The 22,549-nt window shown below is 52.7% G+C and carries 21 protein-coding genes; 14 read left to right on the forward strand and 7 right to left on the reverse strand.

All coding sequences use genetic code 11. The features are described 5' to 3' along the window. Nucleotides 1-13 precede the first annotated feature (13 nt). The 6 genes from CKV66_RS01950 to ftsY all read left to right on the forward strand — a co-directional run bounded on the left by CKV66_RS01950 (nt 14) and on the right by ftsY (nt 6,744). Nucleotides 14-925: a D-alanine--D-alanine ligase gene (locus CKV66_RS01950; RefSeq protein ID WP_085363945.1), complete on the forward strand. Its 912-nt coding sequence runs from the start codon at nt 14-16 to the stop codon at nt 923-925. Next, on the forward strand, nt 915-1,682 hold the full coding sequence (locus CKV66_RS01955) for a cell division protein FtsQ/DivIB (protein ID WP_085363946.1): 768 nt from the start codon (nt 915-917) through the stop codon (nt 1,680-1,682). Before CKV66_RS01950 ends, CKV66_RS01955 begins: the two co-directional genes overlap by 11 nt. Nucleotides 1,683-1,706: 24 nt before the next feature. Further along, a complete protein-coding gene (gene ftsA / locus CKV66_RS01960) occupies nt 1,707-2,942 on the forward strand; it encodes a cell division protein FtsA (protein ID WP_054599836.1) in 1,236 nt (411 codons plus the stop codon). Between the two features lie 137 nt (nt 2,943-3,079). Further along, nucleotides 3,080-4,252 carry a cell division protein FtsZ gene (gene ftsZ / locus CKV66_RS01965; RefSeq protein ID WP_054599837.1) on the forward strand — a complete coding sequence of 391 codons (1,173 nt, stop codon included), beginning with the start codon at nt 3,080-3,082 and terminating at the stop codon, nt 4,250-4,252. Nucleotides 4,253-4,650: 398 nt separating this feature from the next. Continuing rightward, nucleotides 4,651-5,154: an isoprenylcysteine carboxyl methyltransferase family protein gene (locus tag CKV66_RS01970; RefSeq protein ID WP_054599838.1), complete on the forward strand. Its 504-nt coding sequence runs from the start codon at nt 4,651-4,653 to the stop codon at nt 5,152-5,154. A 219-nt stretch (nt 5,155-5,373) separates the two neighbouring features. Then, the gene (ftsY, locus tag CKV66_RS01975; protein WP_085363947.1) at nt 5,374-6,744 is read left to right on the forward strand and encodes a signal recognition particle-docking protein FtsY; all 1,371 of its coding nucleotides are present in this window, start codon (nt 5,374-5,376) and stop codon (nt 6,742-6,744) included. A gap of 125 nt (nt 6,745-6,869) precedes the next feature. Here the strand turns inward: ftsY and CKV66_RS01980 are convergent, their stop codons facing one another. The 3 genes from CKV66_RS01980 to murU all read right to left on the reverse strand — a co-directional run bounded on the left by CKV66_RS01980 (nt 6,870) and on the right by murU (nt 10,683). Beyond that, nucleotides 6,870-7,649 (reverse strand): ParA family protein, encoded by a 780-nt coding sequence (locus CKV66_RS01980; RefSeq protein ID WP_085363948.1) that lies wholly within the window; start codon nt 7,647-7,649, stop codon nt 6,870-6,872. A 245-nt stretch (nt 7,650-7,894) separates the two neighbouring features. Beyond that, complete coding sequence (gene dxs, locus CKV66_RS01985; protein ID WP_085363949.1) at nt 7,895-9,799, reverse strand: 1-deoxy-D-xylulose-5-phosphate synthase; 1,905 nt, start codon at nt 9,797-9,799, stop codon at nt 7,895-7,897. Nucleotides 9,800-9,984: 185 nt separating this feature from the next. Next, nucleotides 9,985-10,683, reverse strand: coding sequence for an N-acetylmuramate alpha-1-phosphate uridylyltransferase MurU (gene murU / locus CKV66_RS01990; RefSeq protein WP_085363950.1), 699 nt, complete (start codon nt 10,681-10,683; stop codon nt 9,985-9,987). A gap of 168 nt (nt 10,684-10,851) precedes the next feature. Here murU and CKV66_RS01995 point away from each other — a divergent pair, with 168 nt between their 5' ends. Beyond that, a complete protein-coding gene (locus CKV66_RS01995; protein ID WP_157739138.1) occupies nt 10,852-11,268 on the forward strand; it encodes an META domain-containing protein in 417 nt (138 codons plus the stop codon). A gap of 215 nt (nt 11,269-11,483) precedes the next feature. Here the strand turns inward: CKV66_RS01995 and rsmG are convergent, their stop codons facing one another. From rsmG to CKV66_RS12090, 3 genes are all read right to left on the reverse strand, one after another. Then, nucleotides 11,484-12,110: a 16S rRNA (guanine(527)-N(7))-methyltransferase RsmG gene (gene rsmG, locus CKV66_RS02000; RefSeq protein ID WP_085363952.1), complete on the reverse strand. Its 627-nt coding sequence runs from the start codon at nt 12,108-12,110 to the stop codon at nt 11,484-11,486. Nucleotides 12,111-12,334: 224 nt separating this feature from the next. Then, the gene (locus CKV66_RS02005; RefSeq protein WP_143773809.1) at nt 12,335-13,810 is read right to left on the reverse strand and encodes a surface lipoprotein assembly modifier; all 1,476 of its coding nucleotides are present in this window, start codon (nt 13,808-13,810) and stop codon (nt 12,335-12,337) included. 104 nt (nt 13,811-13,914) lie between these two features. Further along, on the reverse strand, nt 13,915-14,079 hold the full coding sequence (locus CKV66_RS12090) for a hypothetical protein (RefSeq protein ID WP_157739139.1): 165 nt from the start codon (nt 14,077-14,079) through the stop codon (nt 13,915-13,917). Between CKV66_RS12090 and CKV66_RS02010 the strand changes: the two genes are divergently transcribed. Further along, complete coding sequence (locus tag CKV66_RS02010; RefSeq protein ID WP_085363954.1) at nt 14,078-14,566, forward strand: hypothetical protein; 489 nt, start codon at nt 14,078-14,080, stop codon at nt 14,564-14,566. The two genes, CKV66_RS12090 and CKV66_RS02010, sit on opposite strands and share 2 nt — an antisense overlap. A 159-nt stretch (nt 14,567-14,725) precedes the next feature. Beyond that, on the forward strand, nt 14,726-15,214 hold the full coding sequence (locus tag CKV66_RS02015) for a hypothetical protein (protein WP_085363955.1): 489 nt from the start codon (nt 14,726-14,728) through the stop codon (nt 15,212-15,214). Nucleotides 15,215-15,311: 97 nt separating this feature from the next. Here CKV66_RS02015 and rpmE read toward each other — a convergent pair whose 3' ends face one another. After that, nucleotides 15,312-15,527 carry a 50S ribosomal protein L31 gene (gene rpmE, locus CKV66_RS02020; protein WP_085363956.1) on the reverse strand — a complete coding sequence of 72 codons (216 nt, stop codon included), beginning with the start codon at nt 15,525-15,527 and terminating at the stop codon, nt 15,312-15,314. A 245-nt stretch (nt 15,528-15,772) separates the two neighbouring features. Here rpmE and prmA point away from each other — a divergent pair, with 245 nt between their 5' ends. From prmA to mnmG, 5 genes are all read left to right on the forward strand, one after another. Continuing rightward, nucleotides 15,773-16,660: a 50S ribosomal protein L11 methyltransferase gene (gene prmA / locus CKV66_RS02025; protein WP_085363957.1), complete on the forward strand. Its 888-nt coding sequence runs from the start codon at nt 15,773-15,775 to the stop codon at nt 16,658-16,660. 26 nt (nt 16,661-16,686) lie between these two features. Then, entirely contained in the window at nt 16,687-17,229 is a 543-nt protein-coding gene (ruvC, locus tag CKV66_RS02030; protein ID WP_085363958.1) for a crossover junction endodeoxyribonuclease RuvC, read from the forward strand. Nucleotides 17,230-17,282: 53 nt separating this feature from the next. After that, nucleotides 17,283-18,152: a lipid A biosynthesis lauroyl acyltransferase gene (locus CKV66_RS02035; protein WP_085363959.1), complete on the forward strand. Its 870-nt coding sequence runs from the start codon at nt 17,283-17,285 to the stop codon at nt 18,150-18,152. Between the two features lie 468 nt (nt 18,153-18,620). Continuing rightward, on the forward strand, nt 18,621-20,219 hold the full coding sequence (locus CKV66_RS02040) for an isocitrate lyase (protein ID WP_004282590.1): 1,599 nt from the start codon (nt 18,621-18,623) through the stop codon (nt 20,217-20,219). A gap of 372 nt (nt 20,220-20,591) precedes the next feature. After that, on the forward strand, nt 20,592-22,478 hold the full coding sequence (gene mnmG, locus CKV66_RS02045; RefSeq protein ID WP_085363980.1) for a tRNA uridine-5-carboxymethylaminomethyl(34) synthesis enzyme MnmG: 1,887 nt from the start codon (nt 20,592-20,594) through the stop codon (nt 22,476-22,478). The last annotated feature ends 71 nt before the right edge of the window (nt 22,479-22,549 follow it).

The raw sequence follows: 22,549 nt of genomic DNA on the forward strand, positions 1-22,549 counted from the left end.
GAAAGAAATAATCATGCAAGAATTTGGCAAAGTTGCCGTGCTGATGGGCGGATTTTCAAGCGAACGGGAGGTATCCTTAATCAGCGGGGGCGCCATCCTCGAAGCACTGAAAAGCAAAGGCATAGATGCCCATGCGTTCGACCCGAAAGAAACCCCGTTGCACGAATTAAAAACGCAAGGTTTTCAGACGGCCTTCAATATCCTGCACGGTACATACGGCGAAGACGGCACAGTGCAAGGCGCCTTGGAATTGCTCGGCATTCCCTATACCGGCAGCGGCATCATGGCCTCGGCAGTCGGTATGGACAAATACCGCTGCAAACTGATTTGGCAGGGCTTGGGTTTGCCCGTGCCCGAATTTGCCGTGCTCTATGAAGACAGCGATTTTGATGCCGTCGAGCAAAAACTCGGCTTGCCCATGTTTGTGAAACCCGCCGCAGAAGGCAGCAGCGTAGGCGTGGTGAAAGTGAAAGAAGCAGGCCGTCTGAAAGAAGTGTATCAAGAGCTGAAGCATTTCCACGGCGAAATTATTGCCGAACGCTTTATCGGCGGCGGCGAATATTCCTGCCCCGTGATTAACGGCAAAGGTTATCCCAGTATCCTCATCGTTCCCGCTACCGAGTTTTACGACTACGAAGCCAAATACAACCGCGACGATACCGTGTATCAATGTCCGTCCGACTTAAGCCCCGAAGACGAGGCCTTAATGCGCGAACTGGCCGTTAAAGGCGCTGCGGCTGTCGGCGCCCAAGGCGTGTCGCGGGTGGATTTTTTGAAAGATACCGACGGAAAACTGTATCTTCTTGAAATCAATACCTTGCCGGGCATGACCAGCCACAGCTTAGTGCCGAAGTCCGCCGCCCAAACCGGCTTGAGCTTCGCCGATTTATGTGTTGAAATTCTGAAAACCGCTCATGTGGGATAATGCAGGCGCGCTGAAGCGCATAACCGGTTGGCTGATGATCCTAGTAGTGTTGATACTGCTGGGAGCATTGGTCGTTTGGGTTTACAATTCGCCCTACTTTCCGGTCAAACAAGTGAAAATCGAAGGCGATGTTCAGCGCACAGGCAATAAGCAACTGCAAAACGTGGCGCAGAAATACATCCGCGGCAATATTTTCAAAGCCGATTTAAACGGCGCGCAAGACGCTTTTGCCAAACTGCCTTGGGTAGATAAAGTATCCGTGCGGCGCCGTTTGCCCGATACCGTAGAAATCAACTTGACCGAACGCATACCGGTGGGGCGTTGGAAAGAATCCGGCTTGATAGACAGCAACGGCAATCTGTTTAACGCCGCAACCGATGAAACCTTCCCGCTTTTCGACGGGCAGCCCGGTACAGGTTCCATCATGGTCAAGCATTACAATGAATTTACCGCGATACTCAAACCTCAAAACTTGAGTATCGCGAAACTTGAATACACGCCGCGCTCGGCGTGGTCGGTAGAATTAAACAACGGCATTTCCGTCAGATTGGGGCGTGAAAACGAAACCAAACGTCTGCAACGCTTTGCCGACATGTGGCAGGAAGTGCTGCAAGTGCGCCAAAGCAACATAGATTATGTAGATATGCGCTACAAAGACGGTTTTGCCGTGCGCTATCTTGAGAAAACACAAGAGCAAGAAACAGCAGGGCCGTCTGAAACCGCGATTCCAGAGGCCGAAACAGCAAACAGACAGTAACATAAATAAAATGAATGGGACATCATGGTAAAAGGCAAATATATCAGCGCATTGGATATCGGTACTTCTAAAGTTATCGCATTAATCGGCGAAATACAGGAAGACAATGAAATCCACATTATCGGCTTGGGTCAGGCACCGTCGCGCGGCCTGAAAGCCGGTATGGTGACCAATATCGATGCCACTGCCCAAGCCATTAAACAGGCCATGAACGAAGCCGAGTTGATGGCGGACTGTAAAGTAGACAGCGTAACCACCGGCATCGCAGGCAACCATATCCGCAGCCTCAATTCGCAAGGCGTGGTTAAAATCAAAGACGGCGAAGTGTCGCAAGCCGATATCGACCGTGCTATTGAAACCGCTAAAGCCGTTAATATTCCGCCTGACCACAATATACTGCATACCGTTGTCCAAGAGTATATTATCGACAACCAACCCGGCGTGAAAGAACCCATCGGCATGAGCGGCGTTCGTTTGGATACGCGCGTACACATCATTACCGGAGCCATTACCGCCCTGCAAAACATCCAAAAATGCGTTAACCGCTGCGGCCTGCACATGGATCAGATTATGTTGCAGCCTTTGGCCAGCGGGCAGGCCGTCTTAACCGAAGACGAAAAAGATTTGGGCGTATGCGTAATCGATATCGGCGGCGGTACTACCGATATTGCCGTTTATACCAACGGTGCCATCCGCCATACCGCCGTGATTCCGGTTGCCGGCGATTTGATTACCAAAGATTTGGCACAAGCATTGCGTACTCCGCATAATGCGGCTGAATACATCAAAATCCATCACGGCGTGGCTATTGCCACTATGGACGGTTTGGATGAAATGATCGAAGTGCCCAGCGTAGGCGACCGCCAGCCGCGCCAAATTTCCCGCCGCGTATTGGCCAGCGTTATCGGCCCGCGCGTGGAAGAAATTTTGGAGCTGACGCTTAACGAGTTGCGCCGTTCGGGTTTTCCCGAAGAAGTGCTGACTTCCGGCATCGTATTGACGGGCGGCGCATCACTGCTTACCGGCATTGTGGATTTGGCAGAAGACGTATTCAACCTGCCTGCGCGTATCGGTGTGCCGCAAGAAATGGGCGGCGTTTCCGAACGTATCCGCAATCCCCGTTATGCTACCGCCATCGGCTTGCTTCAGGCGGCCCGCGGCGAAGTGTACGGCAGCCCCGTTTCCGGCGCGGTCGTAGTAAGAGAGCACAAAGACAGCTTGTGGGTGAAATTCCGCGACTGGCTCAAAAACAACTTTTAAAACAAACGTAAAAATATAATAAGAATATAAGAAGGCTTTTGCCAGCCGCATCATGCTTCTTATATAATTAGCGTATATTTATTCCCATTTTTTATCCCGTTTTATCCGTCCTGACGCAGGGCGCAAAGGAGTGTTACATGGAATTGGTTTACGACGTAGTAGAATCAGCTGCAAGCCCTGCGGTCATTAAAGTTATCGGCATCGGCGGCGGCGGTTGCAACGCTATCAACAACATGATTTTGAATACCGTTCAAGGTGTTGAATTTATTAGCGCGAATACCGACGCCCAATCTTTAGGCAAAAGCAATGCCGGCAAACGTATCCAGTTGGGTACCAATTTAACCCGCGGTTTGGGTGCGGGTGCCAACCCTGAAATCGGCCGCGCCGCAGCCCAAGAAGACCGTGAAGCCATTGCAGATGCCATCCGCGGTGCCAATATGCTGTTCATTACCACCGGTATGGGCGGTGGTACCGGTACCGGTGCCGCTCCTGTTGTTGCTGAAATTGCCAAAGAGCAAGGCATTTTGACTGTGGCTGTTGTGACCCGTCCGTTCGGCCACGAAGGTAAACGCGTTCACATCGCCCAAGAAGGCTTGGATCACCTGAAAAGCCAAGTGGATTCATTAATCGTGATTCCTAACGACAAACTGATGACTGCATTGGGCGAAGACATCACCGTGCGTGAAGCATTCCGCGCTGCCGACAACGTATTGCGCGATGCCGTTGCCGGTATTTCCGAAGTAGTTACCCGCCCCGGTTTCATCAACTTGGACTTTGCCGACGTGAAAAACGTGATGAGCATTATGGGCATGGCGATGATGGGTTCAGGCTTTGCCCAAGGCATCGACCGTGCACGCTTGGCTACTGAACAAGCTATTTCCAGCCCGCTCTTGGATGATGTGACTTTGGATGGTGCGCGCGGCGTGTTGGTAAACATCACCACCGCTCCGGGGTGCCTGAAAATGTCGGAATACCGCGAAATCATGAAAGTGGTGGACGAATATGCCCATCCCGAAGCAGAGCGTAAATACGGTACGGCCGAAGATGAAAACATGGAAGAAGATGCCATCCGTGTAACCATCATCGCAACCGGTTTGAAAGAAAACAATGTGTTGGGTTCCAACAATAATCTGCGTATGGTGAAAACCCAGCAGGCTACCGGCACGGACGACGGTTTCCCCAATATCGACGGCTTAATCCGTTCCGGCCGCAATACCCGCAGCATGAACCTGACTGCTTCTGATTTTTCAAATCAATCTGTATTGGATGATTTTGAAATTCCAGCCATTTTGCGTCGCCAAGCAGATTAAGAGCCAAGCAGATTAAGATTTGTTGTTCTGATTAAGAATCAGCGATACGGCCGTCTGAAACAATATGTTTCAGACGGCCGTATGTTTTTTGAATCAATGCGTTGCCCTTATACGGTAACTTTTATAGATGCGCAGTTGTAAGAAAAAGGCTTTTCCGTTCGTCTAGAATCAATCAACTTACTTAATAACAAAATCGTCATACTCGGCTTGACGCGATTATCTTGAGTTTCAGCAAATTTAGGCGGTACTCGGGACGCGTCCGAATATGACGTATGTACTATTTTTAAGTTGATTGACTATCATGGCTTTCGGCAAACGGCTTCAGGCGGAAAGATTTCGGGGCCGTCTGAAAAGCTTTGCAGGCACTTTGTTCATTTGTATTAGGAAACCTTTTCTATATGATTACAGCTGTTTTTGCTCTTATTTTTGCTATCCGTTTAGTTTCTCTTTCTATTTCTGTTCAAAACGAAAAACGCTTGATTGCGGCGGGTGCCAAGCAGTTTGGCGAGAAAAATTCGAAGCTGCTGGCTGCGGCACATATCATCTATTATTTTTCGGCACTTGCCGAATCGCATATCCGAGAGGCGGTGTTTGACGGTATTTCCGCAGCAGGTACGGCATTGACGGCGTTTGCCTTGGTTGTGCTGTTTTACGTTATTCGTGCGTTGGGTGAAATTTGGACGCTGAAAATCTATATCCATCCGCAACATAAAATCAACAGGTCGTGGTTGTTCCGCTATGTACGCCATCCCAATTATTTTTTGAATATTATTCCCGAGCTGATCGGCGTGGGTTTGCTTTGTCATGCTTGGACAACCATGATGGTCGGCTTGCCGGTGTATATGGTTATTCTCTCTATCCGTATCCGCCAAGAGCATGAAGCGATGCGCCATTTGTGGTAAACGCTGTTTAGGCCGTCTGAAAACTTATGTTCAGACGGCTTTTTTAGCAGGCTATTTTTTCAGAATGGCATTTGTTTCAGCTAAAATATTGATAATAAATTTACAGTTGCCGATATAACTTATTTTCCGCCGACGTGTTTCTCTGCTTGGGCGGATTGGCATTCTCTGAAAATACGTTACAATTCAGGTCTGAAACCACTTTTTCAAACAAGGAAAGCCATGTTCAGCTTCTTTAAACGCAAGAAAAAACAGGAAACTGCCGAAACTGTTGCCGAACCTGTGCAAACGCCGGTATCGGAAGCGGCTGTCGAAAATGCGGACGAGCCGTCCGCCCTTGAAATTTCCACTCCCGAAACCCTCGAACCGCTGACCGAAACCCAGCTTGAAGCGGTAGAAGAGCATGAAGAAAGCAGCGTACTCGACCAATTGGTGTCGGACGTGGTTTCCGGCAGCAGCGAGTTGCCCGAACAATACGATCCGAATGCGCCGGTAGCCAAAATCCACGTTTCGCCGATACCCGAAGGCGATGCCGCACCGGTGGAAGAGGCGGCCGAACTCAACAGCAGCGAATTGGCCGATGCTTTGAGATTGCCCGACAGTATCGCCACGATGACTGCGCCGGTGGTTGCCGCTGCCGACGAGCCTGCCGAACCTGTGGCGGAGGAAGACGAACCAGCCAAGCTCGGTTGGGCGGCGCGTTTGAAAAAAGGCTTAACCAAATCGCGCGACCAAATGGCCAAATCGCTGGCCGGCGTATTCGGCGGCGGCCAGATCGACGAAGACCTGTATGAAGAGCTGGAAACCGTGCTGATTACCAGCGATATGGGCATGGAAGCCACCGAATATCTGATGAAAGACGTGCGCAAACGCGTGTCGCTGCGCGGTTTGAAAGACGGCAACGAGTTGCGCGGCGCTTTGAAAGACGCGATTTACGATTTGATCAAGCCGTTGCAGAAACCGCTGGTGATTCCCGACAACGGGCAGCCTTTTGTGATTATGCTGGCCGGCATCAATGGCGCGGGCAAAACCACTTCTATCGGCAAACTGGCCAAATATTTCCAATCGCAAGGTAAGTCGGTGCTGCTGGCGGCGGGCGATACTTTCCGTGCCGCCGCCCGCGAGCAGTTGCAGGAATGGGGCGCGCGCAACGGCGTGACCGTGATTTCGCAAAGCACAGGCGACTCCGCCGCTGTCTGTTTCGATGCCGTAGAAGCCGCCAAAGCGCGCGGTATCGACATCGTGCTGGCCGACACCGCAGGCCGCCTGCCGACCCAACTTCATTTGATGGAAGAAATCAAAAAAGTAAAACGCGTGCTGCAAAAATCCATGCCCGACGCGCCGCATGAAATCATCGTGGTGTTGGATGCGAATATCGGCCAAAACGCTATTAATCAAGTGGTTGCGTTTGATGATGCGCTGGACGTTACCGGCCTGATTGTTACCAAACTCGACGGTACGGCCAAAGGCGGCATTCTCGCCGCGCTGGCTTCCAACCGCCCGATTCCGGTGCGCTATATCGGCGTGGGTGAAAGCATCGACGACTTGCGCCCGTTTGATGCGCGTGCGTTTGTGGATGCTTTGTTTGACTGATTAGTTTGAGAAACAACAATTAAGGCCGTCTGAAAATAAGTTTTCAGACGGCCTTGATTGTATGATGGCGGCAGAAGACTGTTAGCTCGGTATGCTTAATCCGTTAGTGTAAAAGCTGTTTCGCTTTATTTCGCCGCAGCTCCCCCCCGTTTCAACAGCTCTTTAGCCAATTCCTGATAGGCCAGCGTGCCTTTGGCTTTGGCATCGTAAGCCAGCGCGGGCATGCCGTGGCTGGGGGCTTCGGCGAGGCGCACGTTGCGGGGGATGGTGGTGTTGAAAAGCTGCGGGCCGAAATGTGCTTGAAGTTGCTCGGACACTTCTTGCGAAAGGCGGCTGCGGCTGTCGTAAAGGGTGCGGACGATGCCGATAATGTCCAAGCGCGGGTTGATGGCTTGGCGGATTTTGCGCACGGTGGCGACTAAATCGGAGATGCCTTCGAGCGCGTAGTATTCGCACACCATCGGCACAATCACACCGTTGGCGGCTACCAAGCCGTTGAGGGTGAGCAGGGTGAGGGTGGGCGGGCAGTCTATCAACACGAAATCGTAGTCGTCGGCAACGTCGGCCAGCGCGTTTTTCAAGCGCATTTCGCGGGCGAGTTCTTGTACCAGCTCGACTTCGGCGCCTGCGAGCGTGCGGTTGGCGGCGAGTACGTCGTAACCGCCGGATTCGCTGTGCATTAAGGCGTTTTTAATGTCGGAATCGCCCAAAAGCACTTGATAAATGCCGTTTTGAATATTGCCTTTGTCGATGCCGCTGCCGGTGGTGGCGTTGCCTTGGGGGTCTAAGTCGATCACCAATACGCGTTTATTTTCGGCTGCCAGCGAGGCGGCCAGATTAACCACGGTGGTGGTTTTGCCGACACCGCCTTTTTGGTTGGCCACGGCGATAATATTTGCACCCATCTGTGAAACCCGTGTGATATTTGAATTGGGGTGAATTGTACCGTTATTTGCGCCCGAATGGTATGAAGGCCGTCTGAAAAACAGGTTTCAGACGGCCTTCTCTATATGGGCAAGCGGATATGGTGAGACCTTTGCAAAACCCTATCTGCGGTGCATTTCTGCGTTGTGCGCTGCTACACTTTGAACTGCATCCGCATCCGGTTTTTTGCAAAGGTCTGATTGTGATTAGGGTTTGGACGGCAGTTTCAACGGCTTAAGTCTGCCTGCCATTTTTGAATGCGTTGCAATACGCCCGCTGCGCTTAGGCCCAAGTCGTCGAGCAGTTTTTTCGGGTCGCCGTGGTCGGTAACGGTGTCGGCCACACCCAAAACCAGCACGGGTTTGCAGATATTGTGCTTCGCCAGCACTTCCAGCACCGCACTGCCCGCACCACCTTGCTCGGCGTTTTCTTCGACGCTCACCAGATAATCGTGCGACTGCGTCAGTTTGAGAATCAATGCTTCGTCCAGCGGTTTCACGAAGCGCATATCGGCCACGGTTGCATCCAGCGTTTCGGCGGCTTCCAGCGCGGGCTGAACCATGCTGCCGAAAGCGAAAACGGCGGTTGTGCTGCCTTCGCGTCTGACAACGCCTTTGCCGACGGGCACGGTATCGAGGCCGTCTGAAACCGTTGCACCGATGCCCGAACCGCGCGGATAGCGCACGGCGGTCGGCGCATCGAGTTGGTAACAGGTGGACAGCAGCAGGCGGCATTCGTTTTCGTCGCTCGGCGCGGCGATGACCATATTCGGAACACAGCGCAAAAAGCTCAAATCATACAAACCGGCGTGGGTGGGGCCGTCTGCGCCCACGATGCCGGCCCGGTCAACGGCAAACATCACGGGCAGGTTTTGCAGGGCGATGTCGTGGACGAGTTGGTCGTAGGCGCGTTGCAGGAAAGTGGAATAAATCGCCACCACCGGTTTCGCGCCTTCGCAAGCCAAGCCGCCGGCAAAGGTAACGGCGTGCTGCTCGGCGATGCCGACATCAAAATAACGCTCAGGGAATTTTTGTTCGTATTCGACCAAACCGCTGCCTTCACGCATGGCGGGCGTGATGGCAACCAAGCGCGGGTCGGCGGCGGCCTGATCGCACAGCCATTTGCCGAAAATCTGCGTGTAGGTGGGCTTGGCAGCAGGTTGCGGCACGGGTTTGCAGGGTTCTTTTTCAGGCTCTTTCGCGAGGTTGGCGACGGCGTGGTATTTCACCGGATCGTTTTCGGCGAGTTTGTAGCCTTGGCCTTTTTTGGTAATCACATGCAGAATCTGCGGGCCTTTTTTGGCGCGCAAGTCTTTCAGCACGTCGACCAGATTTTCAACGTCATGGCCGTCGACGGGGCCGGTGTATTGGAAGCCGAAGTTTTCGAATAACGACAGCGACTGCTTGGCGTGCTCCGCTTCGCCGGCGATGGTTTTGATTTTGTGTTCGACTTTTTGGGCGATTTCCAGCGCGCCGGGCAGCTTGTCGAGCACTTTGGTGGATTGCGCTTTGATGGTGCTGAGCAGGCCGTGCATATCGCGCACGACATTACGCGCCAGATATTTGGGCAGCGCGCCGACATTGGGGGAAATCGACATTTCGTTGTCGTTAAGAATCACCAACAGGTCGATATCCATATCGCCTGCACAGTTTAAGGCTTCAAACGCCTGACCCGCCGTCATCGCACCGTCGCCGATCACCGCCACGCTGCGTTTGCCGTTGCCCGCCAGTTTGTCGGCCACCGCCATACCGAGCGCCGCGCCGATGGACGTGGAAGAATGGCCGACACCGAATGCGTCGTATTCTGACTCGCCGCGCTTGGGAAAGCCCGCCAAACCGCCGTATTGGCGCATGGTGTGCATACGGTTTTTGCGGCCGGTGAGGATTTTATGCGGATAACTTTGATGGCCGACATCCCAAACCAAATTGTCGTTGGGCGTGTCATACACATAATGCAGCGCGACGGTTAGCTCGACCGCGCCGAGGTTGCTGGCGAAATGCCCGCCCGTTTTACCGACCGATTCCAACAGAAACATACGCAATTCTTCCGCCACGCGCGGCAACTGTTCTTTAGGCAAACAGCGCAAGTCTTGCGGCAGGCTGATGGTGTCGAGTAAAGGGGTTTGGCTCATATTCGCTCTTTTTCTGTCGGTGGTTTGCTACGGTAACGGCTGATTATAACAAGAGATTCTATGGCGGGATATTGAAATAGGGCGCGTATCGGCAGGAAAACAGCCGAAACGCGGCGGGGCGGGTTTCGGCTGTCGGCATATAAATGGTTGGGTGTTTCGGAAAGGGCGTTTGCCGGAGCAAAGCCTTATGCCCAATGGCGGGCGAGTGCGTCGGCTTCGGCCAAACGCTCCACCGTACCCACGTCCAGCCACAAACCTTGATGCTGCTCGCCGGACACCAAACCTTGGTTCATCGCATCGCGCAGCAGCGGAGCAAGCTTGGCGGCTTGGCGCGGCGGGGTGTTGCGGAACAAATCGGGATGGTAAACGCCCATGCCGCTGAAAGTTAATGCCGTGCCTTCGGGCGAGGCGGATAACACGGCGCCGTTGTTTTGCAAGACAAAATCGCCGTTAGGGTTGTGGGCGGGATTCGGCACCAGCCACAAATGGGCGAGCTTTTGCTGTTGCAGCAGGGCTTCGGCTACGCCAAAGGCCGTCTGAAAATCGATATCGGTCAATACGTCGCCGTTGACCACCAGAAAAGGCTCGTCGCCCAGCAAAGGCAGCGCGGTTGCAATGCCGCCGGCCGTTTCCAAACCCGTTTCGCCTTCGGGAGAATACGCAATCCGCACGCCGTATGCTTCGCCCGTGCCCAGCGTATCTTCTATCTGGCTGCCCAGCCAAGCGTGGTTGATCACGATTTCGCGGATGCCCGCCGCGTGCAGACGCCGCAGATGCCAACCGATGAGCGGTTCGCCGCCCACTTTCAGCAGCGGTTTGGGGCAGGAATCGGTGAGCGGGCGCATACGTTCCCCGCGACCGGCGGCTAAAATCATGGCTTTCATGGTGATTCCGTATTGGTTTGAAAGGCATGAATTGTATAACAAAGGCCGTCTGAAAATAAGGTTTACGTATTTTTAAGGTGATGTCATATGCTGTTTGGGCGGGTTATCGGTTAATATATTAACCGTTGCAGCCTAATGATTAATTATCTGTATAGAAAGGTAGAAATTATGAAACGATTCGGACTATTGTTACCTTTATTATTAGCCGGCGCATGTACGGTTTCTTCAGTTGTGCCTTTGGGCAACCATGCGCAGCCGCTGCAGGGCTCGTGGCAGATTAAAGAAGCGGAAGGGCAGCAGGTGCGCCCCGAAGTGGTGATGATGTTGGACGGTAAAGACAAAGCTTTCAGCATCCGCACCGATTGCAACACTTTATTCGGACACTACCTCAATTCTTCCGATAAAAATTTACAGTTCGGCGGCGTTGCCTCAACCCTGAAAGGCTGCCCCGATGCCAGCACCGAGCAACACATTTCGCGCCTGCTGCCGCAAGTGCGCGGCTACCGTTTCGTCGGTCAGGAAATCGAAATGTTTGACCGCCAAGGCAAAACACTGCTGCGCGGAGAACGGGTTAAAGGCAACTAAGCACTGCGTTTTCAGTCAATCAACTTATAGAACGGACTTGTGTCATACTCAGGCTTTACTAAAAGCCAAGATACTCGGGTCAAGCCCGAGTATGACGTAATGTGACAGAGTAGGTTTATTGACTATAAGGCCGTCTGAAAAATACCCTGCGGGATAGCACATGCCTCGCAGGGTATTTTTCAGACGGCCTCATATTCAAACCGCCGCATCATTGCTTATTTCTTAGGTTTCATCACCACCATATGCCGTTCCGCATCAAGCTGGGGAACGTCGAGCTTGTCCACGCGAACCACTTCTACATCGGCGGGTACATGCTCCAATTCTTCATACGGATACACGCCTTTCATCGCCGCCCAATAGCCGTTTTCGTTCAGCAAATGCTTGGTCAGCGCAATAAAATCGGCCAACTCCGCAAAAGCGCGGCTGGTTACTACGTCCACTTTCTTATCGTGCATCGCTTCCACGCGGCCGCTGGCCACGGTAACGTTACTCAAGCCCAGTTCAATCACGGCTTGTTGCAGGAACGTGGTTTTTTTAGTGTTTGAATCCAGCAGCGTAATCTGTAAATCGGGGCGGCAAATCGCGGTGGGAATGCCCGGCATGCCGCCGCCGGAGCCTACGTCCATCAATGTTTTGGCATCTTTCACATACGGCAGCAGCGTCAGGCTGTCGAGAACATGATGGCTGATCATCATCGCCTCATCGCGCAAGGCGGTCAGGTTGTAGGTGCTGTTCCATTTTTTCAGCAGGGAAACATATTCGAGCAGCAGCAACTGCTGCGGGGTGGAAAGCTCAAGGCCGAGTTTTTGCAGGCCGTCTTGTAATTTTTGTTTGTTATCCATTTTTATTGTCCTGATTAAGCTTTTTCGTTTGGCGTAATCTTATCTGAAAACCTGCTTTTACAGGATGAATTGTTTGAAAGGCCGTCTGAAAAGGGATTCATATTCGCGGGCTTCGCCGATGACGGAGAGCATAGGGTTGGCTTAATGATGACTGAGGCCGTCTGAATATTTTTCAGACGGCCTCAGCTTTATGTGAAAGGTCTCAGCCTGTGTTTTTACGGCGTTTAGAACGTTTTTTCCAGTGTGATAAACCATTGTTTGTTTTGGCGCGAGTAAAACAATGGAATGCTGCTGTCGATTTTTTGATACTGGAAGTTCAGTTTGGGCGTGATGCCGTAAACATGCAGGCTGCGGTGCCATACGGCAACGTTGGCCTGATATTCTTTGTCGCGGCGTTTGATGGAGAAAAATTGGTTGGGCGCATCAAAATGGCGTTGGCCGTAGCGGAGGTTGACGCGCGTGCTCACGCCGTTTTGCCATTCTTTCAATACGCCGGCGCGCACGCCTTGGCGTTTGGAGGATTCTTGCGGGTCTTTGGCGTGCTCGCGGCTGTAATCCAAGCCGCCGTAGAGCATGAGGTCTGCTTTGGGAATCCATGCGGCGGTGAGGGAGACGTTGTTCATTTTGCCGTTATAGCGTCGGGCTTGGTAATCGCGGGCGTAGCGTTTTTGGATGTGGGAGAACGAGCCGATGACTTGCCAGTTGTCGTTGAGCCAGCGTCCGTATTGGGTGGAGGCGCCGAAATTTCGGCTGTAAGCATCTCCGCCCAAACGGTTGTAGCCGACGAAGGGTACGGCGGAAAACCATTGGCGGATTTGTTGGTTTTTGTAGCCTGCGCCTAATCGCAGGCTTTGTTCGCTGTAATCGCGTTTGTCCCAATACCATACGCCGTCAACGGATGCTTCGGTGGTGAGGTAGTGGTTGCCGGAAAGGCTCCAGTCGCGGTTGGCGGAGAAGTTGTATCTGAGGCCGTTGGCTGTTTGGGGGCGGGAATCTTGGGTGCGGTGGAAGCGTTTGCCGTCGGGTGTGTCGATGTATTCCGACGACGAGGCGTTGTTGACGTTGTCGTTGCGCTCATACTGTACGCCGGCATTGATTTCCCAGCCTTGCTGTTTTTGGATGCGGGCAAGGTAGGCGTCGGCCATGGCTCGTGCCTGTGGGGAAATATCGTCGGCTTTCACGCGTTCGAATTGGTCTTTCGCGGCTTGGTATTGCTTGTTTTCATAGAGCATGCCGGCCAAGTCGAGGCGGACATAGCTTAAGTCGGGCTGTGCGGCGATGATGCGGCGGTAAGCGGCGATGGCTTGGGGGTGTTTCTTTTGGGCGCGCAATAGGGCGCCGTTGGCGTAGTCGTAAAGGATGGCGTCGTGCTGCGGCAGGGTGCGGTAAAGCGGCAATAAGTCTGCCAATAAGGGCCAGTTTTGGCTGTGAATCGCCTGCTCGATCAGTTTGGCGGTCAGCTCGGGATTTTGGCGCAGGTCGCTTTCGTCGAGATGCACGGATTCGGACTGCTCGGTCTTACCTGTTTGAACGGAAGCGGCCACTTCGGGCTTCTTGGCATCAGGCAGGGGAAGGTTTAAGTTGCTGTCTTCAAACGACGGCGCAGGCGGTGGAATGTCTTTGGCTTGTAGGGTTTGATCGTCTGCCATCGCAACGGCGGCTGCGCTTGCCGATAATATGATAAAAAGATATTTGTACATGGCTGATTGTCCGAAAGGCCGTCTGAAACATTTCAGACGGCCTTTATAAGGGTGGATTGAATAGGAATCGGTGTAAATATAACGCAAAAATATATTTTCAAATATTAACAAATAATCCAAAGCGTGCCTACTTTTCGGCACGCTTTTGATGAAAATTTCAGACGGCCTCGACACATTTTCCCGAATACACGGCAAACGCCATCAAATGATTCATAAACGCGCCCAAATACTTTAAACTCTTCTTCTTTATTTTTTGCGATGCCCGCCATGAACCGCTTGCTTTCTTCCGTGCCCGTTTGGGTGATTTTGGCCGACATGATTTATACGTTTGTATTGAGTATTCTGCAAAGCTTCAACCTTACTCAAAGCCAACTGCCCAAAGACGGCCTTCCCGTTGCGCCGGATATTGCCTTCAGCGGTTTGCAGGTTGTGGCAAACGGCGGCATGATTTTGATCATCGGATTCGGGCTGTATGTGCTGCTTCAGCTCAACCGCGCCGTTTTGCAAAAAAGCGTCTTTCCTATCGGCGTTTTTCGGGCGCTGGGTCTGATTGCCGTGCTGGCATTCAGCTTGCCAGCTTTGTGGGAATGGATGTGGGCGCTGGTGAGATTGGCGGGCGGTCACAATACCTTTAATTTAGACTCTCCGCGCTACCTGATCGTTGCAGTCTGCCAGCCTTTGGTTGCCTTGCTGTGCGTGTGGCGTTTGTATGGATGGCAGCGCTTGCGTTCGCATGTGGCGGCTAATGTGGAATAACTGCGCAACAATGGCGGCTTGTTTCCCAATATTTCTTAAAACACCTTAATCATACGAAACAGTATCGAAACCGGCCTTTTGCGCCGTAGCGTGAAATTTTCGCCGATTTCTTTTACACTGCCGGTGTCTATACTCAATACAATATAGGAAAGGAATGTTATGAATTTGTTGAAATCTTCTCTGCCTTTAGTTGCCTTGTTGGCTTTGGCGGCGTGTAAACAAGAAACCGCAGCACCGGCGGAATCCGCTCCGGCGGCCAGCACGCCTGCGGTGGCTGAGGCGGCTGCTTCCGGTGCGTCTGCCGCTGTGGCTTTGGGTTCTGAAAAAGACGCTAAATGGAAGTCTTACCAATGTCACGACGGTTTGGCTTTGAGCGCGCGCTACTTTAATGGTGAAGACGGCAAGCCTGCTGCGGAAGTCCGCTTTGACGGCAAATTATTCAAGCTGACGCACAACAGCGAATACAGCAATCAAGATTTAACCACTTTCGGCGACGGCACGCATACTTGGACGATCAGCAACAGCCAGCAAGCCGATATATACAAGGAAGACAACGGCTTCTTTGTCCGCCACGAAAAGCAGCAGGTCAACAGCGAAGTGTTGCCCGTTGATTTAACCTTGGCGAAAAACTGTATGCCTGCGCAATAAGCGCGGCTGCACGGATTGAAAAGATTGAATCGGGCTTAAGCCAAAATAAAACAGACTGCCGAAGCAGTCTGTTTTATTTTGTATCCGGGCTAAACGATTAGCGTTTGAACATGTTGCCGAATTTTTGGTTGAATTTGTCAACGCGACCGGTGGTGTCAACGATTTTTTGTTGGCCGGTGTAGAAAGGGTGGCACAAAGAGCAAACCTCGATATTGAAGTTTTCTTTTGCCATGGTAGAACGGGTAGTGAATTTGTTGCCGCAAGAGCAAGTTACATTCACGTCATGGTATTCGGGGTGAACATTTTGTTTCATTTTGTTTTCCTTTAGGTTGGCGGGCATAGGGGTTGTGCCTATGCTTCAAAGATAAGCCGCGTAGTATTTCTTTTTTTTTGCTTTCTGTCAAGGGGATATTGCGCGCTGCGGTTTAATCTGCGGCGGTTTTTTGCTAAAATCGCCACATTCGGCCATGCCCGCTTTTTGCTTGTGCGCGGTGAGGTCATGATGATTAATACAGGCCGTCTGAAATTTTCAGACGGCCTTCAGACGGAACATGCTCTATGTCTTACCAACAAATCACGATTGCTGTAAAAGACCACTCTGCCGAACGCCTTGCCGACGCGCTGATGGATCACGGCGCGCTTTCTGCCGCGATTGAAGATGCTTATGCGGGCACGGCCAACGAGCAGGCCATTTTCGGTGAGCCGGGCATGCCGGCCGAGCAAGTGTGGCAGCAAAGCAAAGTGATTGCTTTGTTTGGCGAAAATACGGATGTTGCCCCGATTGTGGCCGCCGCCGCCCAAGATTGCGGCCTGACCGTCAACACTTACGAAACCGAGCTGCTGCCCGAGCAGGATTGGGTGCGCTTAACACAGGCGCAGTTTGATCCGATTAAGATTTCCGACCGTTTGTGGATTACCCCTTCTTGGCACGAAGCGCCCGACGAGAACGCCGTCAACCTGCAACTGGATCCCGGTTTGGCTTTCGGCACAGGCAGCCACCCGACTACCCGCTTGTGCCTGCAATGGCTCGACGGCCATCTGAAAGGCGGAGAATCGGTGTTGGACTACGGTTGTGGCTCAGGCATTTTGGCGATTGCGGCCATGAAGCTAGGCGCGGGCGCGGCGACCGGTGTGGATATCGACGAACAGGCCATCCGCGCGAGTAACGATAATGCCGCGCAAAACAATGTCGATGCACGTTTTTATCTGCCTGATGCGCTGCCGCAAGCGCAGTTTGACGTTGTCGTTGCCAATATTTTGGCGAACCCGCTGCGTATGCTCGGCGGCTTGCTGGCGGAGCGCACCAAGCAGGGCGGCCGTATCGTGTTGTCGGGCATTCTCGACGAACAAGTTGAAGAAATGAGCGGCATTTACGCTGAATGGTTCGACATGGCGCCGGTGCAAATAGACGAAGGCTGGGCGTGTTTGAGCGGCGTCAAACGCTGATCAGGCCGTCTGAAAAGTATTCCTGCATGGCACATAATACCGTCCGCATTTTAGGCATAGACCCCGGCAGCCGCGTTACCGGCTTCGGTGTGATTGACGTGTGCGGACGCGAGCATTTTTATGTGGCGTCCGGCTGCATCAAAACCCCGCCGGATGCGCCGTTGGCTGAGCGGATTGCCGTGATTGTGAAGCATATCGACGAAATCGTTACCCTTTACCGACCGCAGCAGGCCGCCATTGAGCAGGTGTTTGTGAACGTGAACCCGGCTTCCACGCTGATGCTGGGGCAGGCGCGCGGCGCGGCGATGGCGGCTTTGGTGATGCGCGATTTGCCCGTGTTTGAATACACCGCCCTGCAAGTGAAACAAGCCGTGGTAGGGAAGGGCAAAGCGGCAAAAGAGCAGGTGCAGCATATGGTGGTGCAGATGCTCGGTTTGTCGGGCACGCCGCAGGCCGACGCCGCCGACGGTTTGGCCGTTGCGCTTACCCACGCTTTGCGCAACCACAGCCTCGCCGCCCAATTGCAACAAGGCGGGCTTCACATTAAGCGCGGCAGATTTCAACCTTGATTTATCGCTTATAATCCCTTCTCTCCACCCAATAAGGCCGTCTGAAAACTGCCATGAAATTTGCCTTTATTATTCTCTATTTAATCCAGCTTTTGCCTTTCGGCATGATTCAGAAGCTGGCCGATTTTATCGGCTGGTTGGCCTATTACGCCGTGGCACCGCGCCGCCGTGTCGGTACGGTGAATCTGCAAAAATGCTTCCCCGAATGGAGCGAAACGCAACGCCAAGCCGTTTTAAAACGCCATTTCCAGCACATGGCCAAGCTCATGCTCGAATACGGCCTGTATTGGTACACACCGGCAGAGCGCTTGCGCAGCTTGGTGCGCTATCAAGATAAACATCATCTCGACAATGCTTTGGCTGCCGGAGAAAAAGTGATTCTGCTTTATCCGCATTTCACCGCATTTGAGATGGCGGTTTATACGCTGAATCAAGATGTGCCGCTAATCAGCATGTATTCCCATCAAAAAAACAAAGCCCTAGACGAGCAAATCCTCAAAGGCCGCCACCGCTACAACAATGTTTTCCTGCTTGGCCGCAATGACGGCCTGCGTGCCATCATCAAACAACTGCGGCAAAACGACGCGCCGTTTCTGTATCTTCCCGATCAGGATTTCGGCCGCAAAGATTCGATTTTTGTGAACTTCTTCGGCATCCAAGCCGCCACCATCGAGGGCTTGAGCCGTATTGCCGCACTCACCAAAGCCAAAGTGATTCCCGCCATTCCCACCCGCGAAGCCGACGGCACGGTTACGCTGCGTTTCTATCCCGCATGGGAAAACTTTCCGACCGATAACGTTGTCAACGATACCCAGCGCATGAACGATTTCATCGAAGCGCGGGTGCGCGAACAGCCGGAACAGTATTTCTGGCTGCACAAACGTTTCAAAACGCGCCCCGAAGGAGAGGCCGGCTTTTATTGATTTTTCAGACGGCCTCCAATCATTCATCACACCTTGCTTACTCATTGATTCACAATCGCTACGCCGAACTACATACTCCTATTTTCAGACGGCCTAGCCAAAAAAACAGCGGCTGCGTTTCTTTCTTCATAAACCCCTCTTACCCATGCCCAAGCGGCTTGCATCAAATCTTTTATCCTGTCATATCATCATCTTGTAAATAAATTAATATTCGGTAGAAGCCACCAATAAATGCTGAAAAATCCGCATAAGTTGGAGAAAAATCCTGCCGTTTGCAGCAAATGCCCCGAAAAATTCCAAAAACATCTTGTTTGGCGCATCCTAAAGGAATGGTTATAAATCAAAAACTTTCAAAGCGGGGCTTGGCAAGGCAGGAAAAAAAGCGTACATTCCGACTACACCGAACTACATGCGCAACAGCGCACACGGTGATCCAAAAATCAAGCGAGAACAAAGGAGTAGAAATAAATGGCAAATTACCAAAACGAGATTAAAGTTGCAGACGAGCTGAAACAGAAAAACGGCAACGGCTGGCACAACATCACCCCCGAATATGTTGCCCGCATGCGTTTGCAAAACCGCTTCAAAACAGGCTTGGACATCGCAAAATACACTGCCGCTATTATGCGTAAAGACATGGCAGAATACGATGCCGACCACGGCAAATACACCCAATCGCTGGGCTGCTGGCACGGTTTCGTTGCTCAACAAAAATTAATTTCCATCAAAAAACACCAAAAAACCACCGACAAACGCTATTTATACCTCTCAGGCTGGATGGTTGCCGGTTTGCGTTCCAAATTCGGCCCGCTGCCCGACCAATCTATGCACGAAAAAACTTCCGTGCCTGAGTTGATCGAAGAAATCTACACCTTCCTGCGCCAAGCCGATGCCCGCGAGCTGGACTTGCTGTTTACCGCGCTGGATGATGCCAACAAAGCCGGCGATTCTGCCAAAGCCAAAGAAATCCAAAACCAAATCGACAACTACGAAACCCACGTTGTGCCGATTATTGCCGATATTGATGCCGGTTTCGGTAACGCAGAAGCCACTTACCTGCTGGCGAAAAAATTGATTGAAGCCGGTGCTTGCTGTATCCAAATCGAAAACCAAGTATCCGACGAGAAACAATGTGGCCACCAAGACGGTAAAGTAACCGTACCGCACTCTGATTTCTTGGCGAAAATCAATGCCGTACGCTATGCATTCTTGGAGCTGGGCGTTGACGACGGCGTGATCGTTGCCCGTACCGACTCTTTGGGTGCCGGCCTGACCAAACAAATCGCGTTCTCTGCCGAAAAAGGCGACTTGGGCGACCAATACAACAGCTTCTTGGACGGCGAAGAAATCACCGACCTGAGCCAAGTGAAACCCGGCGACGTGATCGTGAACACCAACGGCAAAACCATCAAGCCGACCCGCTTGGCCAGCAACCTGTTCCAATTCCGCAAAGGCACCGGTATTGACCGCGTAGTGTTGGATTGTATTACCTCTCTGCAAAACGGCGCCGATCTGCTGTGGATTGAAACCGAAAAACCGCACGTCGGCCAAATCAAAGAGATGATGGACAAAATCCGTGCCGTTATCCCGAATGCCAAGCTGGTGTACAACAACAGCCCGTCGTTCAACTGGACGCTGAACTTCCGTCAACAAGTGTTCGACGCTTGGAAAGAAGCCGGTAAAGACGTTTCTGCTTACGACCGCGATAAGCTGATGAGCGCCGATTACGACGATACCGATTTGGCTAAAGAAGCCGATGAGAAAATCCGCACCTTCCAACGTGATGCTTCACGCGAAGCCGGTATTTTCCACCACCTCATCACTCTGCCGACTTACCATACCGCCGCCTTGTCTACCGACACTTTGGCAAAAGGCTACTTCGCCGACGAAGGTATGCTGGCTTATGTGAAGAACGTTCAACGTCAAGAAATCCGCAACGGCATCGCATGTGTGAAACACCAAAACATGGCCGGTTCGGACATTGGCGACAACCACAAAGAATACTTTGCCGGTGAAGCTGCGTTGAAAGCAGGCGGTAAAGACAACACCATGAATCAATTCTCTTAATCCCGATTTAGGATAAGAAGAGAATGGATGTTTCAGACGGCCTCACCTCTTAGGATGCCGTCTGAAACCACCCTCTTTATTTGCACAGAGTTGAGCTGTGCAAATAAAGGCAGGCGTAAAAGCCTGTATTGTTTGTGAAGCGTAAATCTCTGATTTGAGGTATTGGGCAATCCTTTGGGATTGCCCCTTTTTTATGCGCCGCGAGCCGGCAGCGACATTCATCGTTCAGCATCTCAAATCAACATAAGCAGCCTGAAACGCTTCGGCTTATCTTTTTACACAGCCTTGAGGCCGTCTGAAACCATCAAACCAGTTTCAGACGGCCTCAAAAGCGCGTACAATCACGCTATTTTTCCTATTGCATTCAACACCATGATTTACCCCAAAACCTATGATGTCATCGTGGTCGGCGGCGGCCACGCCGGCACCGAAGCCGCTCTTGCCGCCGCACGCATGGGCGCACAAACCTTATTGTTGTCGCACAATATCGAAACCCTCGGCCAAATGTCGTGCAATCCGTCTATCGGCGGCATCGGCAAAGGCCACCTCGTGCGCGAACTCGACGCGCTCGGCGGTGCCATGGCGCTGGCTACCGATATATCGGGCATTCAATTCCGCCGTCTGAACGCCAGCAAAGGCCCCGCCGTGCGCGCCACCCGCGCCCAAGCCGACCGCATCCTCTATAAAGCCGCCATCCGCCACATGCTGGAAAACCAAGAAAACTTAGACCTTTTCCAGCAGTCGGTGGAAGACATCACCGTGGAAGGCGACCACGTTTCCGGCGTGATGACTGCCATGGGTGTCGAGTTCAAAGCCCGCAGCGTCGTGCTCACCGCAGGCACATTCCTTGCCGGCAAAATCCACATCGGCTTGGAAAACTACGCAGGCGGACGCGCAGGCGACCCTGCCGCACAAGGCTTGTCAGGCCGTCTGAAAGAACTGGCGCTGCCCGTCGCCCGCCTCAAAACCGGCACCCCGCCGCGCATCGACGGGCGCACCATCGACTTCTCCAAACTTACCGAGCAACCCGGCGATACCCCCGTGCCCGTGTTTTCCGTGCGCGGCAGCGCCGCCCTGCACCCGCGCCAAGTGTCGTGCTGGATTACCCACACCAACCTGCAAACCCACGACATCATCCGCTCCGGTTTCGACCGCAGCCCCATGTTCACCGGCAAAATCGAAGGTGTCGGCCCGCGCTACTGCCCCTCGATTGAAGACAAAATCAACCGCTTTGCCGACAAAGACAGCCATCAAATCTTCTTAGAACCCGAAGGCCTGACCACCAACGAATACTATCCGAACGGTATTTCCACCAGCCTGCCGTTCGACATCCAGCTCGCCCTCGTGCGCTCCATGAAAGGCTTGGAAAACGCCCACATCCTGCGCCCCGGCTACGCCATCGAATACGACTATTTCGACCCGCGCAACCTCAAAGCCAGCCTCGAAACCAAAACCATCAACGGCCTGTTTTTCGCCGGACAAATCAACGGCACCACCGGCTACGAAGAAGCCGCCGCACAAGGCCTGCTGGCAGGCGCGAATGCCGTGCAGTACATCCGCGAACAAGAGCCGCTCACCCTGCGCCGCGAACAAGCCTACCTCGGCGTGTTGGTAGACGACTTAATCACCAAAGGCGTGAACGAGCCTTACCGTATGTTCACCAGCCGCGCCGAATACCGCCTGCAACTGAGGGAAGACAACGCCGATATACGCCTCACCGAGGCCGGCCACAAAATCGGCTTGGTTTCCGAAGCCCAATGGCAGAAATTCGAGCGCAAACGCGAAAGCATCGAGCGTGAAATCCAACGCCTGCGTAGCACATGGTACACCCCTGCCAAACTGCCCGAGAGCGAACAAGAACGCGTGTTCGGCCAAAAACTTTCCCGCGAAGCCAATCTGCACGACCTTCTGCGCCGTCCCAATCTCGACTACGCCGCCCTAATGACCCTGCCCGATGCCAAACCCGAACAGGAATTGGACGGCGAAGTGATCGAACAAGTGGAAATCCAAGTGAAATATCAAGGCTATATCGACCGCCAAAACGAAGAAATCGAAGGCCGCCGCGATATCGAAACCCTGAAACTGCCGTCTGAAATCGATTACAGCAAAGTCAAAGGCCTGTCGGCGGAAGTGCAGCAGAAACTCAACCTCAACCGCCCCGAAACCGTAGGCCAAGCCTCGCGCATTTCCGGCGTAACCCCCGCCGCCGTCGCCTTGCTGATGGTGCATTTGAAGCGCGGGTTTAAGGATGCGAAGTAAGCAGTAAAAAATCAGGCGTTGTTTACGGCTTTGCTTCTCGCAAACCATAAACAACGCCTGATTTTTCTATA

The organism is Neisseria zoodegmatis, assembly GCF_900187305.1.
In the GTDB taxonomy this organism is placed as follows: Bacteria; Pseudomonadota; Gammaproteobacteria; order Burkholderiales; family Neisseriaceae; genus Neisseria; species Neisseria zoodegmatis.